Source organism: Paenibacillus zeisoli (assembly GCF_003994465.1).
GTDB lineage: Bacteria > Bacillota > Bacilli > Paenibacillales > Paenibacillaceae > Fontibacillus > Fontibacillus zeisoli.
The window spans coordinates 23411-39371 of sequence record NZ_RZNX01000011.1 but is presented as its reverse complement, the minus strand read 5'-3'; the positions used below and the strand labels follow the sequence as shown (position 1 = coordinate 39371).

Below are 15961 nucleotides of genomic sequence, written 5' to 3'. Positions count from 1 at the left end.
ATGGATCTAGAATTGGACCGGCTTCACGCAGACCGGCTTAGATACTTCAGCCGTCGTACCTGTGAACGACAGACGTCCAGTCTCCTTGTCTACTCGGAACACAACCAGATTGTTGGAATCCCGGTTAGCTGCAATAAGATGACTTCCGTCAGGCGTCAAGGCGAAGTGTCTTGGATGCTCGCCTTCGGTAGACACATGCTCCACATAAGTAAGTCTGCCGCTGTCCTGATCAATCGAGTAGACCACGATGCTGTCATGCCCCCGATTGGACCCGTACAGATACCTGCCATCCTTAGATACGGCAATTTCAGCCGTCGTATTCTCGCCCTTGTAGTCTTCGGGTAATGTAGGAACGACCTCCAGTGCCGCAAGCTTGCCTGCTTCCTCGTCATAAGTGAAAGCTGCAATAGTGGAGTTCACTTCATTGATTATATAGACATACTTGCCGCTGGGATGGAAGGTCAAGTGACGAGGACCAGATCCGGGTGGTAAATGGGTGTCAGCATGGAACTCAAGCGTACGATTAGCCTCGTTAATGGTATACGCGCGGACAATATCAATACCGAGATCAGATACGAACAGGAACCGCCCATCCGGACTGAAAAAGGCGGAATGCACGTGCGGTTTGTCCTGCCGTTCCGGGTCTGCTCCATGTCCTGAATGCTGCTTCGTATCGAGCAGCTCACCAATCGTTCCGTCTGCGTTTAATGCAACCAGCCCTACCGTACCTCCATGATAACTGGATACAACCAGATATTTATTATCCGCATCCCGATTAATGTGGCAAGTCGTGCTCTCCAGGTTGACTTCCCGGTTCAATTCGCGAAGCTTACCAGTATTCGTATCAATTTGATAAGAAGCGGCGGCGCCCCCTTTACTTCCATTCACAGTTGCTTCCGTAAGGGCATACAGCTTATGATTCTGCTCATCCACATTCAGGAATGTAGGGTTCTTCAGACCGGACACCTGGTCCAGCTGGTTAAGCTCCCCTGAATCGGCCTTCAGCTCATATACATAGACACCAGGACCTTCCGCTTCGGCATAAGAGCCTATAAATAACATCAGTGGGTTGGGTGAAGTAGACAATCTGTATTCCTCCTTATGTAACCATCATTTGTACAATAACAAGTCTATTTATATTGTTTCTCAATTTCCTGCAAAAGTCCAGTTCAGCCGCCGGATGGATTTTTCTTTTTATATTTTTTGTAAGCTAATGGCGTCATATGCATCGACTTTTGAAACAGATCAATGAAATAACTCGTGCTGTTAAAGCCTACTTGATAGGCAACATCGGTCACACTAGACTCGGTTTGTTGAAGCAAAATCAAGCTCTTTTGGATTCGATAATCGGTTACGTAATTCATTGGCGTTTTCTTTAATATTCGTTTGAAATATCTACAACATTCGGACCGGCTCAATTGACCCGCCTTGGCAATATCGTCCAAGAGAATCTTCTCAGCATAATGAATGTGAATCCAGCTTAGCATTTGCTTTATTCGATGACTCTTTACCATTTCCGTCTGTTCGTACTCTAATTTAATCCCATTTATAATTAAATTCTTCCAGATTAAAGTTAACTGGATGCTAATGTCAATTTCATAAAAGGATGGCTTTTGCTGTATCAACTGATTGATCTTTACAATAGCCTCTAGAATGTTTATCTCCCAAAATCCCTTTGCACTTAGGTGTAAGTATGGTAGATTGGTCGCTTCAATATAGGGATTTACGAAGGTTGTGTTGAGTTCGTGAGATAACATAAAGTGTGGAGCAACATTCAAACAAATGTAGACACAGCCTGATTCATTATGATCCTCTGCCCCATGCAGGCACCCACTATTTATGAACAGTCCTTCGCCTTCACGAACCTCCAGCTTGTCTTCATTGATTTGAAAGATCGCCTCTCCTTTTACCACTAGAACAAATTGAAGTTCATCATGCCAGTGAAGCGGGATATAGCCATTTAGATTCTGGTTAATCTTCGTCTCGTAACACGCAATCGGTAACACAAGTGTGCGGTGTTCCGTTAATTCTTTCAGACTTCGGTCAACCAGGAAATCTTTGATTTGCACAACTCCACCTCAATATCCTTATACTTATTGACTCGATTTAAGTATTAATTCTTATATTCTGTGTTTATGATTACACTATTATAATACGATTCTTACATTTAGAGGTGAAGTAATCATTTTATGAATAGAGGAAAAGGCTTGTTTCTCGTTATAACCGGAGCGATATTGTGGGGGATTGGCGGCACAGTTGCGAAAAAACTTTTTCAACAATATGAAATGGATGTAAATTGGCTTGTCACAACTCGATTACTGATTGCAGGTTCATTACTCTTGTTAGTTCAATTCTTTGGAAAAGACCGTCCCCAAGTTTTTGGCGTTTGGAGAAATAAAAAGACCGCCCTTCACCTGATTATCTTTGGCTTGATCGGGATGCTCGGGGTTCAATACACCTACATGGCATCTATAAAATATGGCAACGCTGCTGTAGCCACGCTGCTGCAATATTTAGCCCCTGCAATGATTATCGTGTACATGCTGTTAATCAAGCAATCTGTTCTAACAAGAAGAGATATGGTGGCTGTTTCGCTGGTTGTGTTCGGCAGCTTGTTATTGTTGACCAACGGAACTTTTTCCAAGCTATCTGTACCCTTATCTGCCGTCATATGGGGAATACTCTCTGGTGCGGCATTGGCATTCTATACTTTATATGCTATTCCTTTACTGAAGCAGTATGATTCCATGGTTATTGTTGGCTGGGCTATGATTATAGGTGGTGGTGCACTGAGTTTGATCCACCCGCCTTGGCAAATGAACTTTAATACCTTAAACCTGGAAGCTTATATATATTTAATCTTCGTTATCATCTTTGGGACTATGATTGCATTTTGGTTCTATATAGAAAGCTTGCAAAGCCTTTCACCGAAAGAATCGAGTCTATTAGGAAGCGTAGAACCGCTGGCAGCTGTTTTGACAACTGTTTTTTGGCTAAAAGTAAGCTTTGGTATATTCCAATGGATGGGCGCAGCTTGTATTATCGCAATGATTTTATTGTTGACTACGAATAAAAATTCTTCTTCAAAGCCTACCCAACTTTCCAAAAGAGGGTAACTTTGTATCAGGGTTTCAGCACTACTCTTCTCCGCTCTTTGGCCGAGAGCCGGCAGGCATCGATCAGCTTCATATTAAGATAGGCGTCTTCCGGCAAGAATAACTGCGGCATGTGGCCGAAGACCGCCCTCCCGAAATCCTCAATCTGACGTACGTACGCATTAATCGCTGTCTCTCTATACTCTTGTAGTTCCCCGCCCTGGAACAGGTAATAACCGGACTGCTCCTTGCCTGAAAAAGCATGGGGAATCTCGATCCGGCCTTCAGAGCCTACAATCTCAAGACAGCGCCGTTCCTCGGCCCACATCCCGCAGTCGAAAATTAGGGTTAGTCCGTCCGCGAATTCCACAAGTCCGGTTGACATCATGTCTACCCCATCATGCTCGCCCGAGAAGAAGGAGTTAACCGTTACCGCCTCCGGCTCCTTTCCGGTGAAGAATCTTGCCGCACTGAGCGGATAACCTCCGACATCATAGAGGGAGCCTCCGCCCCACGCCGATTTGAATCGGATATTACTCGCTTGATCCGGATTATTATAAGTAAAGGAGGCTCTGATCACTCTTAGATCTCCAATTCCGCCGCCTGCAACCAGCTGCTGCGCTCGCCGGAGAACAGGATGATGCCTATACATCATCGCCTCTGCGAGCAGCACGCCAGCATCCGAACAAGCCTTGATCATAAGCTCTGCTTCCCAGGCATTCAGCGCGATGGGCTTTTCGCAAAGTATGTGCTTGCCCGCCTCAGCCGCCTTAATCGTCCATTCCTTATGAAGGTGATTTGGAAGAGGGATGTACACCGCATCTACCTCCGTATCCTCCAGCAATTCCTCGTAGCTGCCGTAAGCCTTAGCCACCCCGAATTGCTCCGCAAGCATACGGCTCTTCTCCGGTCCACGGCTTGCTATCGCTTCTATCCTTCCATTCGAGGATTCCAATATAGCCGGCATGATGCAGTCACGAGCAATCCCTGCGCAGCCCATGATTCCCCACCGAAGCTGATTATCCATTGCGTTCCCCTCCAATTCTACAGAATCATTATGCACGCCCGTTGGTTAAATATATGTATTAGCATAAACCCACATCCTAGGGATGAAACACACGTTCAGGTTATGATAAGGTATCCTTATGCTAGTAACATTCCAACAAAAGTCTCGAATAACAATTCAGTATCCTAATACATATTTAAGGAAGTGACAGAGATGAGAAACATTAAAGTCGGAATTATTGGAGGCGGCGGGATCGCTGGCGCACATGCCAAAGCTTACCGCAAGCTGCCTTTTGTTAATATCATTGCGGTCGCGGATATTACGCCTGGCCGGGCTGAGGAGTTCGCGGAGAAATACAATCTCAAGGAAACGCAGGCTTTTACCGATTACAAGGAACTGCTCAAGATTAGTGAATTAGATGCTGTAAGCATATGTACTCCAAATGTATCGCACCATCAGATTTCCATAGACGCCCTGCGGGCAGGCAAGCAGGTCCTTCTGGAGAAGCCGATGTCGGTTACGCTGGCTGAGGCCATTGATATGGTGAATGTGTCCAAGCAGACCGGAGGGATGCTGTCCATCGGATTCCAGCCGCGTTATGACCCCAACATGAAGCTGTTAAAAGATATTGTTAGCTCTGGCGAACTCGGACAGATCTATTATGTCGAGACAGGTGGAGGCAGACGCCGGGGTATGCCGGGCGGCACCTTTATCAACAAGAAGCTGGCCGGCGCAGGCGCCATGGCCGATGTAGGCTGCTATTCTCTTGACCTGGTTCTGAACACGCTGAACCATCCCAGACCTTTGACCGTGTCTGCCTTCACCACGAATCACTTCGGAACTAATAAGCGATATCATCCGGAAGCTGATAAGTTTGAAGTCGAGGATTTCGGCGTTGCTATGATCCGGTTCGAGAATGAAATGGTGCTGCAGTTCAAGATTTCATGGGCGATGCACATGGATACTCTAGGTCCGACCATGTTCCTGGGAACGGATGGAGGACTGAAAGTAACACCTCAAGGCATTGGTCCATGGTCAGGCGTATGGCAGGGCAAGGTGGGCTCCATGCAGCTGTTCCAGGATGATAACATGGGGCATTTGTCAAGAGACGTGCTTCTCAAGGACGATGATATCAATCTCTTCGATGAGAAGGTGCGGGACTTTGCGGAAGCCGTTCGTGATGGCCGTCCAGCCCCGATTCCGGGCGAAGAAATTTTGATTCAGCAGGCCATTATTGACGGCGTCCTTCGTTCCTCCCAGGAACGTAAGGAAGTGAGCATTGAGCTTCCCCATCATATTTCGCTTCCTTCGAAGCAAGGATGAGCACCATCACAAGAAGAGCATCCCTCTGGGATGCTCTTCTGTTGTGTGTTAAAACGTTTGCACTTAGCGAGTATACAAATTGCCCAAAAAAAATTGTGAAAAATGTGAAAAAACTGTTCACGATAAGATGGTTTTATGTTACGATGATAACGCTTCCATCGATCTTTTAAAGGGGGGACTTGGATGTTACAAGTGAGCAGTGCAGCGCCGTCGCGCAATGTGTATGAGGAATTCAATCCCAAGCTGGACGCGTACTATTTCAAAATAGGAGACTATGGTCTGATCAGCTTTCACGGAAGAAACTATACCATAAAGAAGAGAATGTCTTCCGCAGACAAAGCTAAGCTCCTGTCCGATTCTTCTTTCTATCGTCTTACTTCCAACTTCTATGTCAACCTGGACAAAATCACTCATATTGAGAACCAGGCTCTCTACTTCAAAGATAAAATCTCGGGTGATAAGTGCATTCCGGTATCGCGCAGAACGCAGGAACAGATCAGACGCCTCCTCATCAAGATGAACCATATCGCCATCTAAGCTGGCAAATGAAGAAAGCCGTCCTTCGCATGTGGGGAGACGGTTTTCAGCTTGTTTGGGAACCTAAAGTTGAACTTCTTATCTACATGCTCGTCAGCTGTATGGTGTTTTTTTACGTTCACAAAGGCAAACGCTAATTAAAGCCTGTAACATGCTCGTTAACAGTAAATTGTGTTCAGATTATGATGTCATCCAAAGCAATGGTCCGTATGAACAGGATGTCGATCATGTCCATTTTCATATCATTCCGCGGTACGCAAATGATCACGTCCGCATTGAGCTGCAGCCTTATAAAGGAAAGGTAACTGTGGAGGAGCTTAATGAGCTGGTGAAGCTGGTTAATGACCCGAATCACAAAAAAACGTAGAGCAAGCGATGATCAACCGCCTGCCCTACGTTTATTTTATTTTTTAATATAGATCCGGGCGGATTCTTCCCAAATTTCACCTTGAGCCAAGCCGAACAAACCAATTTCTTCAGCTGGAAGAGTGGACTTGGGCGCATTCACCAGATTCATCTGAGGCTCTGGACAGAAGAAGCCTTCGGTTGCCCCATTGTTCCAGACCATCCACTGTTTGTAGGAGGTTCCCACATCGTACACCAGCGTTACTCCATGCTTCGTGTCGGTCAGTTCCATCCGGTTCCGGCCGCCACGCGGCACAGCTGTATAATGGTTGTCCATGGAGGCGAAGAACGGATTCACGCCGCCCTCCTTGAGCTTCTCCTCATCCGGAGTGAGCGGTTGATATTCTCCTGTTGGCAGCATACGTTCATTCAGCTTCCACCGCTGACCAATCGTAATCTCAGCCAGGTAATCCTTCACGTTCCCTCCGGCAACGAACGGAGCATTGACCGCCGTATGGAATGCAATCAGGCACGGCAGCGGTTCTGCCCCGTCATTCTTCACGCTAACCTGCTGGGACAATCCATCTTGTCCAAGGGTATAGCGCATTTTTACCGTAAACTCAAACGGGAAAAGCTTGTAGACAGGATGATCTGGGTTGATAGTTACTTTAACCGTTACAAAGCTTTCAAGCGTAGTTTGCCCAAATTGTTCAACCTCCCACGGAATCGTGTGCAGGAATCCATGTAAATGATTGCCGGTAGCCGGCTCATTGATTGGCAGTTGATACGTCTTTCCGTTCCAAGGAAATTGGCCATCCTCGTACCGATTCGGTGGAAAAAGAATAGGTATACCATATGTACCCGGCCCTTGTCTAAAGACCTCCATTTCATCCTCACCAGGCTCCCGCAGAAACCGGTAACCGTTCTCATGATCACGGAATGCAATCAGATTCCCTCCGACTCCAGGCACCAGTGCAGCCTCGTATGGTCCGGCTTTGAGCCAAACCGCCGGCTCGCCTTGGTAATCCCCTTCATAAGCTTTAACTTCAGCCATCTGAATGAACTCTCCCTTCATGTGTACAGCAGCATAGAATTATACATCTCTTGTCATTTTAACAGATTCTTTGGATGTTAGCGCTACAAGACTCACATTGGTGAATCCTGCTTGTCCCCCTCTTCCTATCCATGTATAATAAATTAGCAAACATATGTTTGCATACCCAAATCTACTTAAGTCAGGCAGGAGGAAGATATGAAAGGAACCAGTCATTTGGCTATTGGTACAGCCATTGGGGCTGCTGCGGCGGCTCATTATCCATTCTCCCCGAGGAGCGCTGCCCTTTATCTGGCGGTCTCTGCTTTCTCTGCACTAAGTGCTGACCTGGATGGTCCCAGCATGCTTAGCTCCAGAATCGGCAAGGCATCACACACCATACGAAGTCTTCTGCTGTGGGCAGGGTTCATTACCACTTCTATACTTATCTATCAGTACTTCACTCTGGGAGTGTTCTATCCGGAGTATACAGCTGCCTCTATTGTAATGTTCATGCTGGGATTGTTAACGAGAGAGGGAATGATCCGCAACACACTCATCAGCGTGATCGGCGGGGTATTCATCTACGCGGCATTGATGTGGCAAATGTACTGGCTTGGCGGGCTGGGCCTCTTCATTGCTATCGCCCCTTGGCTCAAGCATCGAGGTATGACGCATACGGCGTGGGCGGTGATTCTCTGGGGGTTAATGGGTCGTGGCCTTGAGAACCAGCTTCAGCTCCCGGGTATTATGACCGTTGCTACACTTGGATACCTTTCCCACCTTATAGCAGATACGCTTACCCCTGCCGGGGTGAAATGGCTGTATCCAATTTACAAGAAACCCTTCAAACTGCGTTAATACTCTGCACAGGATACTCAGCCTCATTCTTCGCTATTCAGCCAGAGCAGACCACCGTCCGTGGAGAAGGTCCTGCTTTGGCTATTAATAATTCTCTAATAGAGCGTTACTTCACATCCAAGTTATCCCCCTTTATCTCTCTTTATGTAAACGCTGTCCGTATCCCCCACAAGATGATATAATTTCTAGTAACCAAACGATTTGGAGGGATTAATAACAATGGATTACCGTATTGAGAGAGACACGATGGGAGAAATCAAGGTTCCCGCGGACAAGATCTGGGGAGCACAGACCCAGCGAAGCAAAGAGAACTTCCCGATCGGGATTGAGCATATGCCAATTGAGGTTATCAAAGCTTTTGCCATCCTTAAGAGAAGTGCCGCCCTCAGCAACCAGAAGCTGGGCAAGCTATCTGAAGTGAAGGCCGCAGCCATTGCCAAGGCCGCAGACGAGATCGAAGCAGGCCGCTGGGATGATGAGTTCCCTCTAGTCGTTTGGCAGACCGGAAGCGGAACCCAGTCCAATATGAACGTTAATGAAGTTATTGCTCACCGCGGTAATCAGCTGCTCCAGGAGCAGGGAGCGTCAGAGCGCCTACATCCCAATGATGATGTGAACATGTCCCAGAGCTCCAACGACACATTCCCTACCGCCTTACATATTGCCGGAGTTATCGCAGTTGAAGACCTTCTGCTGCCTGCAATCCTTAAGCTCGAAGATACCTTCAAACAGAAATCCGAACAATTCAAAGATATCATCAAAATCGGCCGTACCCACCTTCAGGACGCTACACCACTTACTCTTGGACAAGAGATCAGCGGTTGGCAGCATATGCTGGAGAAGAGCCGCCGGATGATCTCCGAAAGCGTGCAGTATATGAAAGAACTTGCCATTGGCGGCACGGCCGTTGGTACAGGAATCAATGCGCATCCTGAATTTGGCGACAGATCCGCCCAGGAGATCAGCGCTTCAACCGGCAAGACTTTTACATCAGCCTCCAATAAGTTCCATGCCCTTACCAGCCATGATCAAGTAACCTATACCCATGGAGCCATTAAGGCACTTGCAGCCGATGTGATGAAGATCGCCAACGACATACGTTGGCTGGCCAGCGGCCCTCGCAGCGGTATCGGCGAGATTACCATTCCCGAGAATGAGCCGGGCAGCTCGATCATGCCGGGTAAAGTCAATCCTACGCAGTGTGAAGCCATTACGATGGTCGCAGCCCAGGTATTTGGCAACGATGTAACGATCGGTTTTGCAGCCAGCCAAGGGAACTTTGAGCTTAATGTATTTAAGCCTGTTATTATCTATAATTTCCTCCAGTCCACAAGACTTCTTGCCGATTCTCTCGTCGCATTTAACGATAACTGCGCAGTTGGAATTGAACCGAACTATGAGAAGCTGGAGCATAACCTGAAGAATTCTCTGATGCTGGTAACTGCCCTTAATCCACATATCGGATATGAGAATGCAGCCAAAATCGCCAAGCTTGCTCACAAACAGAACCTTACCTTGAAAGAGGCTGCCCTGCAGACAGGTCTGTTGACCGAAGAGCAGTTCGATCAATATGTTAGACCGGAGAACATGATAACTCCAAAGTAATCTTCTGCCATGATGATATTTAAGATCACCTACTTATCGGGCGGTAATAAGGTTAAAGGGTACCTGTGTCTGCCAGAGGGATTCGATATATCCTTAAGCGATTTAGATTTCTGGATCACTGCGTTCTATGAGAATCCGGGCCTTCAGGCAGAGAGGATAGCTCAATCACTTGTTCGCAGTAATCTCAGCATACTTTTGCGAAAATGGCCTGTTCTCATCTACTGCAGAGGCGGCATGGGCAAGATTGGTAGTGTAAAGACCTCCTGGCTTGAGCAATTCGCAAGATATGATACGGTTGTATTTGCCCCCTGTTACAGGGGGAATGAGGGCGGAGAAGGACGCGATGAATTTGGCGGTGCGGATCAAGAGGATGTATTCTCCGCTTACCGGCTTCTTCAAAGTCTCCCATTTGTGGAGAGTACACAAGTTTCTGTAATGGGATTCTCACGGGGATCGATTAATGCAACCCAGACTGCAGCCCAGATGCCGGATGTGCATAGGCTCATTCTCTGGAGCGGTGTCTCCGATCTTGCTCAGACCTACGAAGAACGAATTACACTTCGGCGAATGCTAAAGCGTGTGTTAGGCGGAACACCAGCCAGGCAGCCCGAAGCATTCGCTTCTCGCTCCCCCATTGTACTGGCTAATCGCCTCCATGGCCCTGTCCTGATTATTCATGGAACCCGGGATGAACAGGTCGATTACAGCCATGGTTCGAAGATGTATGACCGACTTATGGAGCTAGGTATACCTGCTGAGTTTCATACTTATCCGAATTACGGGCACCACTTCCCCGGTGATATTCATCTTGAAGCTGTGAATCGGATGTTCGAGTGGATTAGAACACCGGATCAAGGCTTCTCTCCTGCCGAGTCCAAAGATACTGACACTCACCCTTAACAGCCCTCTCACATAATCTGTATAAGATACGAAGAGGTATGGGAGTGGATGAAAGTGCCGCAGTATCGAATCATTGTGGACCTGTCGGAGCGGCAGCTGTATTTGCTGGACGGCAATACGGTAACCCGTGCATTCCCAGTAGGCGTCGGAAAAATGCTAACCCAAACGCCAGCCGGGGAGTATACGATTATTAATAAACAGGTCAATCCTGGAGGACCTTTCGGTGTGCTGTGGATGGGGTTATCTAAGCCCCATTATGGAATTCATGGGACAAATGATCCTTCCTCTATCGGCGGGTATGTGTCCCATGGTTGTATTCGAATGCATAATGAAGATGTGGTCGCCTTATCGCATCTTGTTCCCGTAGGAACCCGCGTGACTATTCGTCAATAATACTCAAGAGCAGCATCCTGGAACAGACAGATATGAACAGCCTTAATGTTCATTTGTCCTAAGACCAGGGTGCTGCTCTTTTGTTGTTTCTTAGCTCTTTAGTTGACTTAGAGCGCGCTCTAAGTTGTAGAATGGGTTTATGGAACAACAATATTTAAGTATACAGAAAATTTCAGAGTTAACCGGCATCAGTACATACACCTTGCGTTACTATGAGAAAAATGGACTCATTCATCCGATTACACGAGCCGCAGGTGGACGCCGCCAGTATTCCGCAGGCGATTTGGAATGGATTCGATTCCTTCTCCGTCTTCGGACAACCGGAATGTCCATTCGGCAAATGCAGCAGGCCGCGCACCTAAGGAGACAGGGTCCATCCACTGCCAAAGAAAGGAGACAGCTTCTCGAAGCCCACCTGGAATCCATTAAGAAGCAGATTGAAGCTTTACAGGAACATCAAGATGCGATTGAGGACAAAATTGTGGTCTACAAACAATGGGAAGAAGACTATCCCCTGAAGGAGGAATCCAAATGAGTGATGCTTATAATAAAGGCGAACAGCTGCTGATGGATACATATGAGGAAGGAATCAAGGGCGTACTGGCTAATTTAAGCGAACTTTCACCACATATCGGCCGGTACATTGTTGAATTTTTCGGACAAGTGTTCACGAACCCTCTTCTGTCCTTCACCCAGCGTGAAATGATTACGATTGCTGCCCTTACCTCACTGGGAGACTGCCCTGGCCAGCTGAAGTGGCATATTCAATTCGGCATGAAGGTAGGTCTTGCCCCGGAAGAAATCATCGAGTTAATCACACATACCATTCCGTTTAGCGGCTTCCCCCGCGCACTAAATGCGATCTCGCTTGCGAAGCTGGTATTCGAGGAGCTGGGTATCCAGATAGCGATTCAGGATGAGCTCCTGAATGCCGGGAATATTCGCGAGACGGGTCTTGCAAAGCTGCAGGAGATTGACGGAGAGCATGGCACGCAGGTGCTCGAGTCACTTGCCGGAGTTGCTCCTGTGTTGGCCGACCAGATTGTCGATTTCACGTTCGGTGAAATATACAGCAGAAGCCTTCTTGACGCTAAGCAAAGACAGCTGGTTACCCTGGCATCCTTAACGGCCCAAGGGGGATGTGAACCGCAGCTGCGCGTACACATTCATGCGGCTCTTCGAGTAGGATTAAACGAACAGCAAGTGATCGAAGCCCTCCTGCAGTGTTATCCGTATACGGGATTCCCCAAGGTGCTCAATGCGGTAAGCACGGCTCGCCAAGTTTTTGAACATCAGAAGTGAGCTGTTGAGTTGTTATTTTCATTTCATTCCCCCACCCCTTATAATTAGAGGACAGAACTGTTTGATTACGATTGAGGGGAATTCATATGGACATGGAGAATGATTCAGATTTGAAGCACTCTTATCGAGTGCTTGATTTACCGGACACTGCATCCCGGGAGGAAGTAGAGAAGCGGTTTGATATACTTGTCAGGCAGTATCGCTCAAAGCCTTCTGAGCAGTTCGAGCCTATTGCCAAGGCATACCGGAATATTACGGGGACCCAGGACAGACAGAAGTTCGAGGAACTATCCAGACAAAAGTATGCGAAGTACAAAGGCTTTGCCGGACCTGCCGAGAAAATTGATGATTTCTTCCGTTTGTATAAAGCCAGAGTGTTCGTCGGTCTTATTGCTCTAATCGTGGTTATAGTCGGGATTAATGCCTACCTGAATCATAGAGCGGAGCAAGAGCGGCTCGCCAAGCTGCCCCCGATCGATTTGTCAGTTATGATACTTGGAGATTTCTCTCCATTGGGTGGTCAGGAAGGAACAGCGGCGATAGAGGAATCCCTGAAGGCTCCTTTTCCTGAATGGAAAAGAGTAACCGCCCTGCTCTCCTATCTGCCCAACCAAGAGCTTGGACAGACCAGCATGGCATTACAGCAGAAGGCCCTGCTTCAGCTCAGTACAGAAACTCCCGATCTCTTCATAATGGACAAAGCATCCTATGCCTGGATTGCGAAGAGCAGCGCTCTCATGAACCTGGATCAAGAAGCGAAGAGCAGATTAAACCCTTGGCTTAAGGAATCTCAGGTACTCAAGGCTAAGCAGGAAGACAGTCCAGTGGAACATATTTACGGTATCGATGTCTCGGTTACTCCTCTTGCGGCTAAGCTTCAGTTTACCCATACTGATGTCATCCTTGGCATTCGTGATGGCGCTGCTCACAAGGAGCAGGCCATTCATTTTATTGAACAATATCTTAAGGGCAAGTAAGGCTCTATAACTATTTGAAATTTGGAATCCCCCAATCTTTATATAGACCATTAATCCTACTCGATGCTATAATATGGAAACGGGTCTTATAAAAGGGGGACGATTTTCCTATGTCATGGTTAAACAAACTATCAATGTCAGCGAGAATTACAGCATCGTGCTATCTAATTGCCGCATTGTTCGGAGTTCCGGTTCTGGTAACCTTCCTTCTACTAGGAAATGTACTGGTCGGCATTGCCTTAATCGTGGTACTCGCCATCCTAACCTATCCACTTTCACGCGTAATCGAGAAAGCGCTCACATCTTCTTTTGACGAGATTACCAGCGTAACGAATCGAATCTCCAAGGGTGATTTTACCCAAAGAGCAGACGAAAGCGGAACAGCCAGCAGTTTAAGCCGCTCCTTCAACAGCATGGTGGACAAGCTTACTCAGATTCTAAGAGATGCATCCGGAATCACCAGTCAGGTAATGAGCGCAAGTCGTGGAATTTCTGATAAGAATCAGGAGCTTTCCACGGTCATGCATCAGGTTGCACTTTCTGCACATGAACTCGCAGTCGGGGCTAATGAAATCTCCCAGGACGTAGCCGGAATGACAACAGCTATACAGGAGATCGAGCAGAAGGTCGGCAGTTATGCTGATTCAACCAAGGAAATGAATGTGAGATCGGCTCATACGCTCAGTCTAGTGGAACAGGGTAGTCAAGCGGTAGAGAAGCAGGCAGAAGGCATGCAGCGAAATATCGAAGCGACTAATAAAGTAAGCGCAACTATAGATACACTCTCCAGAAATGCGAAGGGAATCACCAAGATCACCAAGACGATCTCCGAAATAGCTGAACAGACCAATCTCCTCTCGCTCAATGCCTCTATTGAAGCTGCACGTGCGGGTGAACATGGTAAAGGATTTGCTGTTGTGGCAGAAGAAGTCCGCAAATTAGCCGAGGAATCAACACAATCCACGAAGGAAGTTTTCGACCTTGTCAGGAACATAGAAATGGATATCATGCATGCTATTACCCATATATCTACTAATGAAGAGGTTGTCCGCCTTCAGAACGAAATGATTAAGGAATCCAAAGAGATTTTTCAGCAGATCGTTCAAAGTGTCCAGTTCATTACTGAGCAGATTGAGTCTTTCTCCAAGGAAAGTGATATTATGCTTGAAAGTGCTCACCAGATCTCCGGGGCAATCCAGAATATCTCAGCCATCACGGAGCAATCCGCTGCCGGTACCCAGCAGGTATCTGCATATATGAACGAGCAGATTTCTTCCATCAAGCTCGTCGCAGACGAAGCAGAAGCTATGAATCAAGCAGTATTCAAGCTTCAGAAGACGATCCACATTTTCAAATTCTAATCCAGCCTTACGTCCTAAAGAACCCCCGATCTTGGCTTAAACGCCTTAGATCAGGGGTTTTTCGTGTACTAAGAATCGCTATCTTTGTTGTTGTCTTCTACACTATTCGAATCTGCATCTACCATCGCTTTGCCACTTATATCCTTCCTTAGTGCATCTCGTGTGACTGCCCTGCGCTTAGCTCTACCTTTACGTACTCTCCAGATTACCCATCCCAGAACTGGCCCCACGACGAGAATTGGGAAAGCACCTGCCAATACAACAACCAATCCCTGCAGGAACAGAGACAGGACATGAAGCGTGCCTGATAGTGCATTCCCCGCTTGCTCCATTAGCGGAGTGTCCTCTTTCCCTGAATCTACATTTCCAGCCGTTCCCTCCCGCTGAAAGAGGTGGATCGTCACAGTAGAATAAGCGACATTATTATCTATGTATCTCATTCGTCCCTTTGCCTGTTCGATCTCTTCTTGAATGCGTCCTAGCTCATTTGCAAATTTAACAAGCTCGTCGGTCTTAGTCGCTTTCTTCATGAATGACGTGTACCGCTCTTCCATGATCAGCTTCGCTTTCAATCTGGATTCCAGATCAATGTATTCCTCGGTTACATCCTGTCCCTCGATATTCTGATCCAGAGATTCATGCTTAATCTTGCCAACTCCGTCAATGAAAGAAGTGAACCCTGCAGCAGGAATTTTGACGATGAAGCTCCCTCCCAACTGCTGATCATTCTGATTCTCGGAGAATTGAACGATATACCCGCCAGCCTGACCGACTTGATTCCTAATTTCGGTCTGGACCTTTGTATAGTCCTTAACCCTCATCGAAAGTTCAGCCTTGTAAATGAGCTTCTTATCCGCTCCTGCCTTATTCTCGCTGTCTGTAAAGCCAGATGCAGCCTGCTTTGGATCTTTGGCAGCGGTGGCTGTATCTTCTTTAGCCGGACTGTTTGTATCCGCACCCGATATAGACGAGGAATGCGACGTGCTCTCCATGTCAGAAGCGGCTCCGCCGATGGCTTCCTTACTCGAGGCACTGTTACCAGATGACGAAGAGCACGCTCCAAGCATTAGAGCAAGACTCAACACAAAAATGCAGATAAACCCCCGTTTTTGCATTTTACAGCCTCCATTTCAATTTATCTCTTTCTTCACTCCTAACGCTTACAAATGTTGGAAAGTTGCACTTCGGCCTGATCTTTGCACAATCATGACCACCCGTCCAAC

The 15961-nt window shown here is 47.2% G+C and carries 17 protein-coding genes; 12 read left to right on the top strand and 5 right to left on the bottom strand.

The annotated features are described in order from the left end of the window. Positions 1-6 precede the first annotated feature (6 nt). Together EJP77_RS18120 and EJP77_RS18115 are read right to left on the bottom strand one after the other, a co-directional pair. Complete coding sequence (locus tag EJP77_RS18120) at positions 7-1062, bottom strand: lactonase family protein (protein WP_127200725.1); 1056 nt, start codon at positions 1060-1062, stop codon at positions 7-9. A 107-nt stretch (positions 1063-1169) separates the two neighbouring features. Beyond that, entirely contained in the window at positions 1170-2069 is a 900-nt protein-coding gene (locus EJP77_RS18115; protein ID WP_127200672.1) for an AraC family transcriptional regulator, read from the bottom strand. 120 nt (positions 2070-2189) lie between these two features. Between EJP77_RS18115 and EJP77_RS18110 the strand changes: the two genes are divergently transcribed. Continuing rightward, positions 2190-3116, top strand: coding sequence for a DMT family transporter (locus EJP77_RS18110; protein ID WP_127200671.1), 927 nt, complete (start codon positions 2190-2192; stop codon positions 3114-3116). A gap of 7 nt (positions 3117-3123) precedes the next feature. Here the strand turns inward: EJP77_RS18110 and EJP77_RS18105 are convergent, their stop codons facing one another. Further along, positions 3124-4122 (bottom strand): Gfo/Idh/MocA family protein, encoded by a 999-nt coding sequence (locus EJP77_RS18105; RefSeq protein WP_127200670.1) that lies wholly within the window; start codon positions 4120-4122, stop codon positions 3124-3126. 192 nt (positions 4123-4314) lie between these two features. On the opposite strand from EJP77_RS18105, the gene EJP77_RS18100 reads away from it, so the two are divergent. The 3 genes from EJP77_RS18100 to EJP77_RS18090 all read left to right on the top strand — a co-directional run bounded on the left by EJP77_RS18100 (position 4315) and on the right by EJP77_RS18090 (position 6328). After that, positions 4315-5424 (top strand): Gfo/Idh/MocA family protein, encoded by a 1110-nt coding sequence (locus EJP77_RS18100; protein WP_127200669.1) that lies wholly within the window; start codon positions 4315-4317, stop codon positions 5422-5424. Between the two features lie 183 nt (positions 5425-5607). Next, positions 5608-5961: a LytTR family transcriptional regulator DNA-binding domain-containing protein gene (locus tag EJP77_RS18095; RefSeq protein WP_127200668.1), complete on the top strand. Its 354-nt coding sequence runs from the start codon at positions 5608-5610 to the stop codon at positions 5959-5961. A gap of 151 nt (positions 5962-6112) precedes the next feature. Continuing rightward, the gene (locus EJP77_RS18090; RefSeq protein WP_127200667.1) at positions 6113-6328 is read left to right on the top strand and encodes an HIT family protein; all 216 of its coding nucleotides are present in this window, start codon (positions 6113-6115) and stop codon (positions 6326-6328) included. 36 nt (positions 6329-6364) lie between these two features. Here EJP77_RS18090 and EJP77_RS18085 read toward each other — a convergent pair whose 3' ends face one another. Next, positions 6365-7360: an aldose 1-epimerase gene (locus EJP77_RS18085; protein ID WP_127200666.1), complete on the bottom strand. Its 996-nt coding sequence runs from the start codon at positions 7358-7360 to the stop codon at positions 6365-6367. Positions 7361-7558: 198 nt separating this feature from the next. Here EJP77_RS18085 and EJP77_RS18080 point away from each other — a divergent pair, with 198 nt between their 5' ends. From EJP77_RS18080 to EJP77_RS18045, 8 genes are all read left to right on the top strand, one after another. Beyond that, positions 7559-8200, top strand: a complete 642-nt coding sequence (locus tag EJP77_RS18080) for a metal-dependent hydrolase (RefSeq protein ID WP_127200665.1) — start codon at positions 7559-7561, stop codon at positions 8198-8200. A gap of 219 nt (positions 8201-8419) precedes the next feature. Further along, the gene (gene fumC / locus EJP77_RS18075) at positions 8420-9805 is read left to right on the top strand and encodes a class II fumarate hydratase (protein ID WP_127200664.1); all 1386 of its coding nucleotides are present in this window, start codon (positions 8420-8422) and stop codon (positions 9803-9805) included. 9 nt (positions 9806-9814) lie between these two features. Continuing rightward, positions 9815-10705, top strand: a complete 891-nt coding sequence (locus tag EJP77_RS18070) for an alpha/beta hydrolase family protein (protein ID WP_246021933.1) — start codon at positions 9815-9817, stop codon at positions 10703-10705. A 54-nt stretch (positions 10706-10759) separates the two neighbouring features. After that, positions 10760-11098, top strand: coding sequence for a L,D-transpeptidase (locus EJP77_RS18065; protein WP_127200723.1), 339 nt, complete (start codon positions 10760-10762; stop codon positions 11096-11098). Between the two features lie 139 nt (positions 11099-11237). Beyond that, a complete protein-coding gene (locus tag EJP77_RS18060; protein WP_127200663.1) occupies positions 11238-11633 on the top strand; it encodes a MerR family transcriptional regulator in 396 nt (131 codons plus the stop codon). Beyond that, positions 11630-12400: a carboxymuconolactone decarboxylase family protein gene (locus EJP77_RS21065; RefSeq protein WP_185897396.1), complete on the top strand. Its 771-nt coding sequence runs from the start codon at positions 11630-11632 to the stop codon at positions 12398-12400. Before EJP77_RS18060 ends, EJP77_RS21065 begins: the two co-directional genes overlap by 4 nt. A gap of 86 nt (positions 12401-12486) precedes the next feature. Then, positions 12487-13377: a molecular chaperone DnaJ gene (locus EJP77_RS18050; RefSeq protein WP_127200661.1), complete on the top strand. Its 891-nt coding sequence runs from the start codon at positions 12487-12489 to the stop codon at positions 13375-13377. 110 nt (positions 13378-13487) lie between these two features. Continuing rightward, positions 13488-14738: a methyl-accepting chemotaxis protein gene (locus EJP77_RS18045; RefSeq protein ID WP_127200660.1), complete on the top strand. Its 1251-nt coding sequence runs from the start codon at positions 13488-13490 to the stop codon at positions 14736-14738. 68 nt (positions 14739-14806) lie between these two features. On the opposite strand, the gene EJP77_RS18040 is transcribed toward EJP77_RS18045, so the two are convergent. Next, positions 14807-15853, bottom strand: a complete 1047-nt coding sequence (locus tag EJP77_RS18040; protein WP_127200659.1) for a DUF4349 domain-containing protein — start codon at positions 15851-15853, stop codon at positions 14807-14809. Positions 15854-15961 lie beyond the last annotated feature (108 nt).

Excerpts from the sequence above, each read along its gene's own strand:
- EJP77_RS18120 (WP_127200725.1), bottom strand. The coding sequence starts at position 1,062 with ATGTTATTTATAGGCTCTTATGCCGAAGCGGAAGGTCCTGGTGTCTAT.
- EJP77_RS18110 (WP_127200671.1), top strand. The coding sequence starts at position 2,190 with ATGAATAGAGGAAAAGGCTTGTTTCTCGTTATAACCGGAGCGATATTG.
- EJP77_RS18105 (WP_127200670.1), bottom strand. The coding sequence starts at position 4,122 with ATGGATAATCAGCTTCGGTGGGGAATCATGGGCTGCGCAGGGATTGCT.
- EJP77_RS18100 (WP_127200669.1), top strand. The coding sequence starts at position 4,315 with ATGAGAAACATTAAAGTCGGAATTATTGGAGGCGGCGGGATCGCTGGC.
- EJP77_RS18095 (WP_127200668.1), top strand. The coding sequence starts at position 5,608 with ATGTTACAAGTGAGCAGTGCAGCGCCGTCGCGCAATGTGTATGAGGAA.
- EJP77_RS18090 (WP_127200667.1), top strand. The coding sequence starts at position 6,113 with ATGCTCGTTAACAGTAAATTGTGTTCAGATTATGATGTCATCCAAAGC.
- EJP77_RS18085 (WP_127200666.1), bottom strand. The coding sequence starts at position 7,360 with ATGGCTGAAGTTAAAGCTTATGAAGGGGATTACCAAGGCGAGCCGGCG.
- EJP77_RS18080 (WP_127200665.1), top strand. The coding sequence starts at position 7,559 with ATGAAAGGAACCAGTCATTTGGCTATTGGTACAGCCATTGGGGCTGCT.
- fumC (WP_127200664.1), top strand. The coding sequence starts at position 8,420 with ATGGATTACCGTATTGAGAGAGACACGATGGGAGAAATCAAGGTTCCC.
- EJP77_RS18070 (WP_246021933.1), top strand. The coding sequence starts at position 9,815 with ATGATGATATTTAAGATCACCTACTTATCGGGCGGTAATAAGGTTAAA.
- EJP77_RS18060 (WP_127200663.1), top strand. The coding sequence starts at position 11,238 with ATGGAACAACAATATTTAAGTATACAGAAAATTTCAGAGTTAACCGGC.
- EJP77_RS21065 (WP_185897396.1), top strand. The coding sequence starts at position 11,630 with ATGAGTGATGCTTATAATAAAGGCGAACAGCTGCTGATGGATACATAT.
- EJP77_RS18050 (WP_127200661.1), top strand. The coding sequence starts at position 12,487 with ATGGACATGGAGAATGATTCAGATTTGAAGCACTCTTATCGAGTGCTT.
- EJP77_RS18045 (WP_127200660.1), top strand. The coding sequence starts at position 13,488 with ATGTCATGGTTAAACAAACTATCAATGTCAGCGAGAATTACAGCATCG.
- EJP77_RS18040 (WP_127200659.1), bottom strand. The coding sequence starts at position 15,853 with ATGCAAAAACGGGGGTTTATCTGCATTTTTGTGTTGAGTCTTGCTCTA.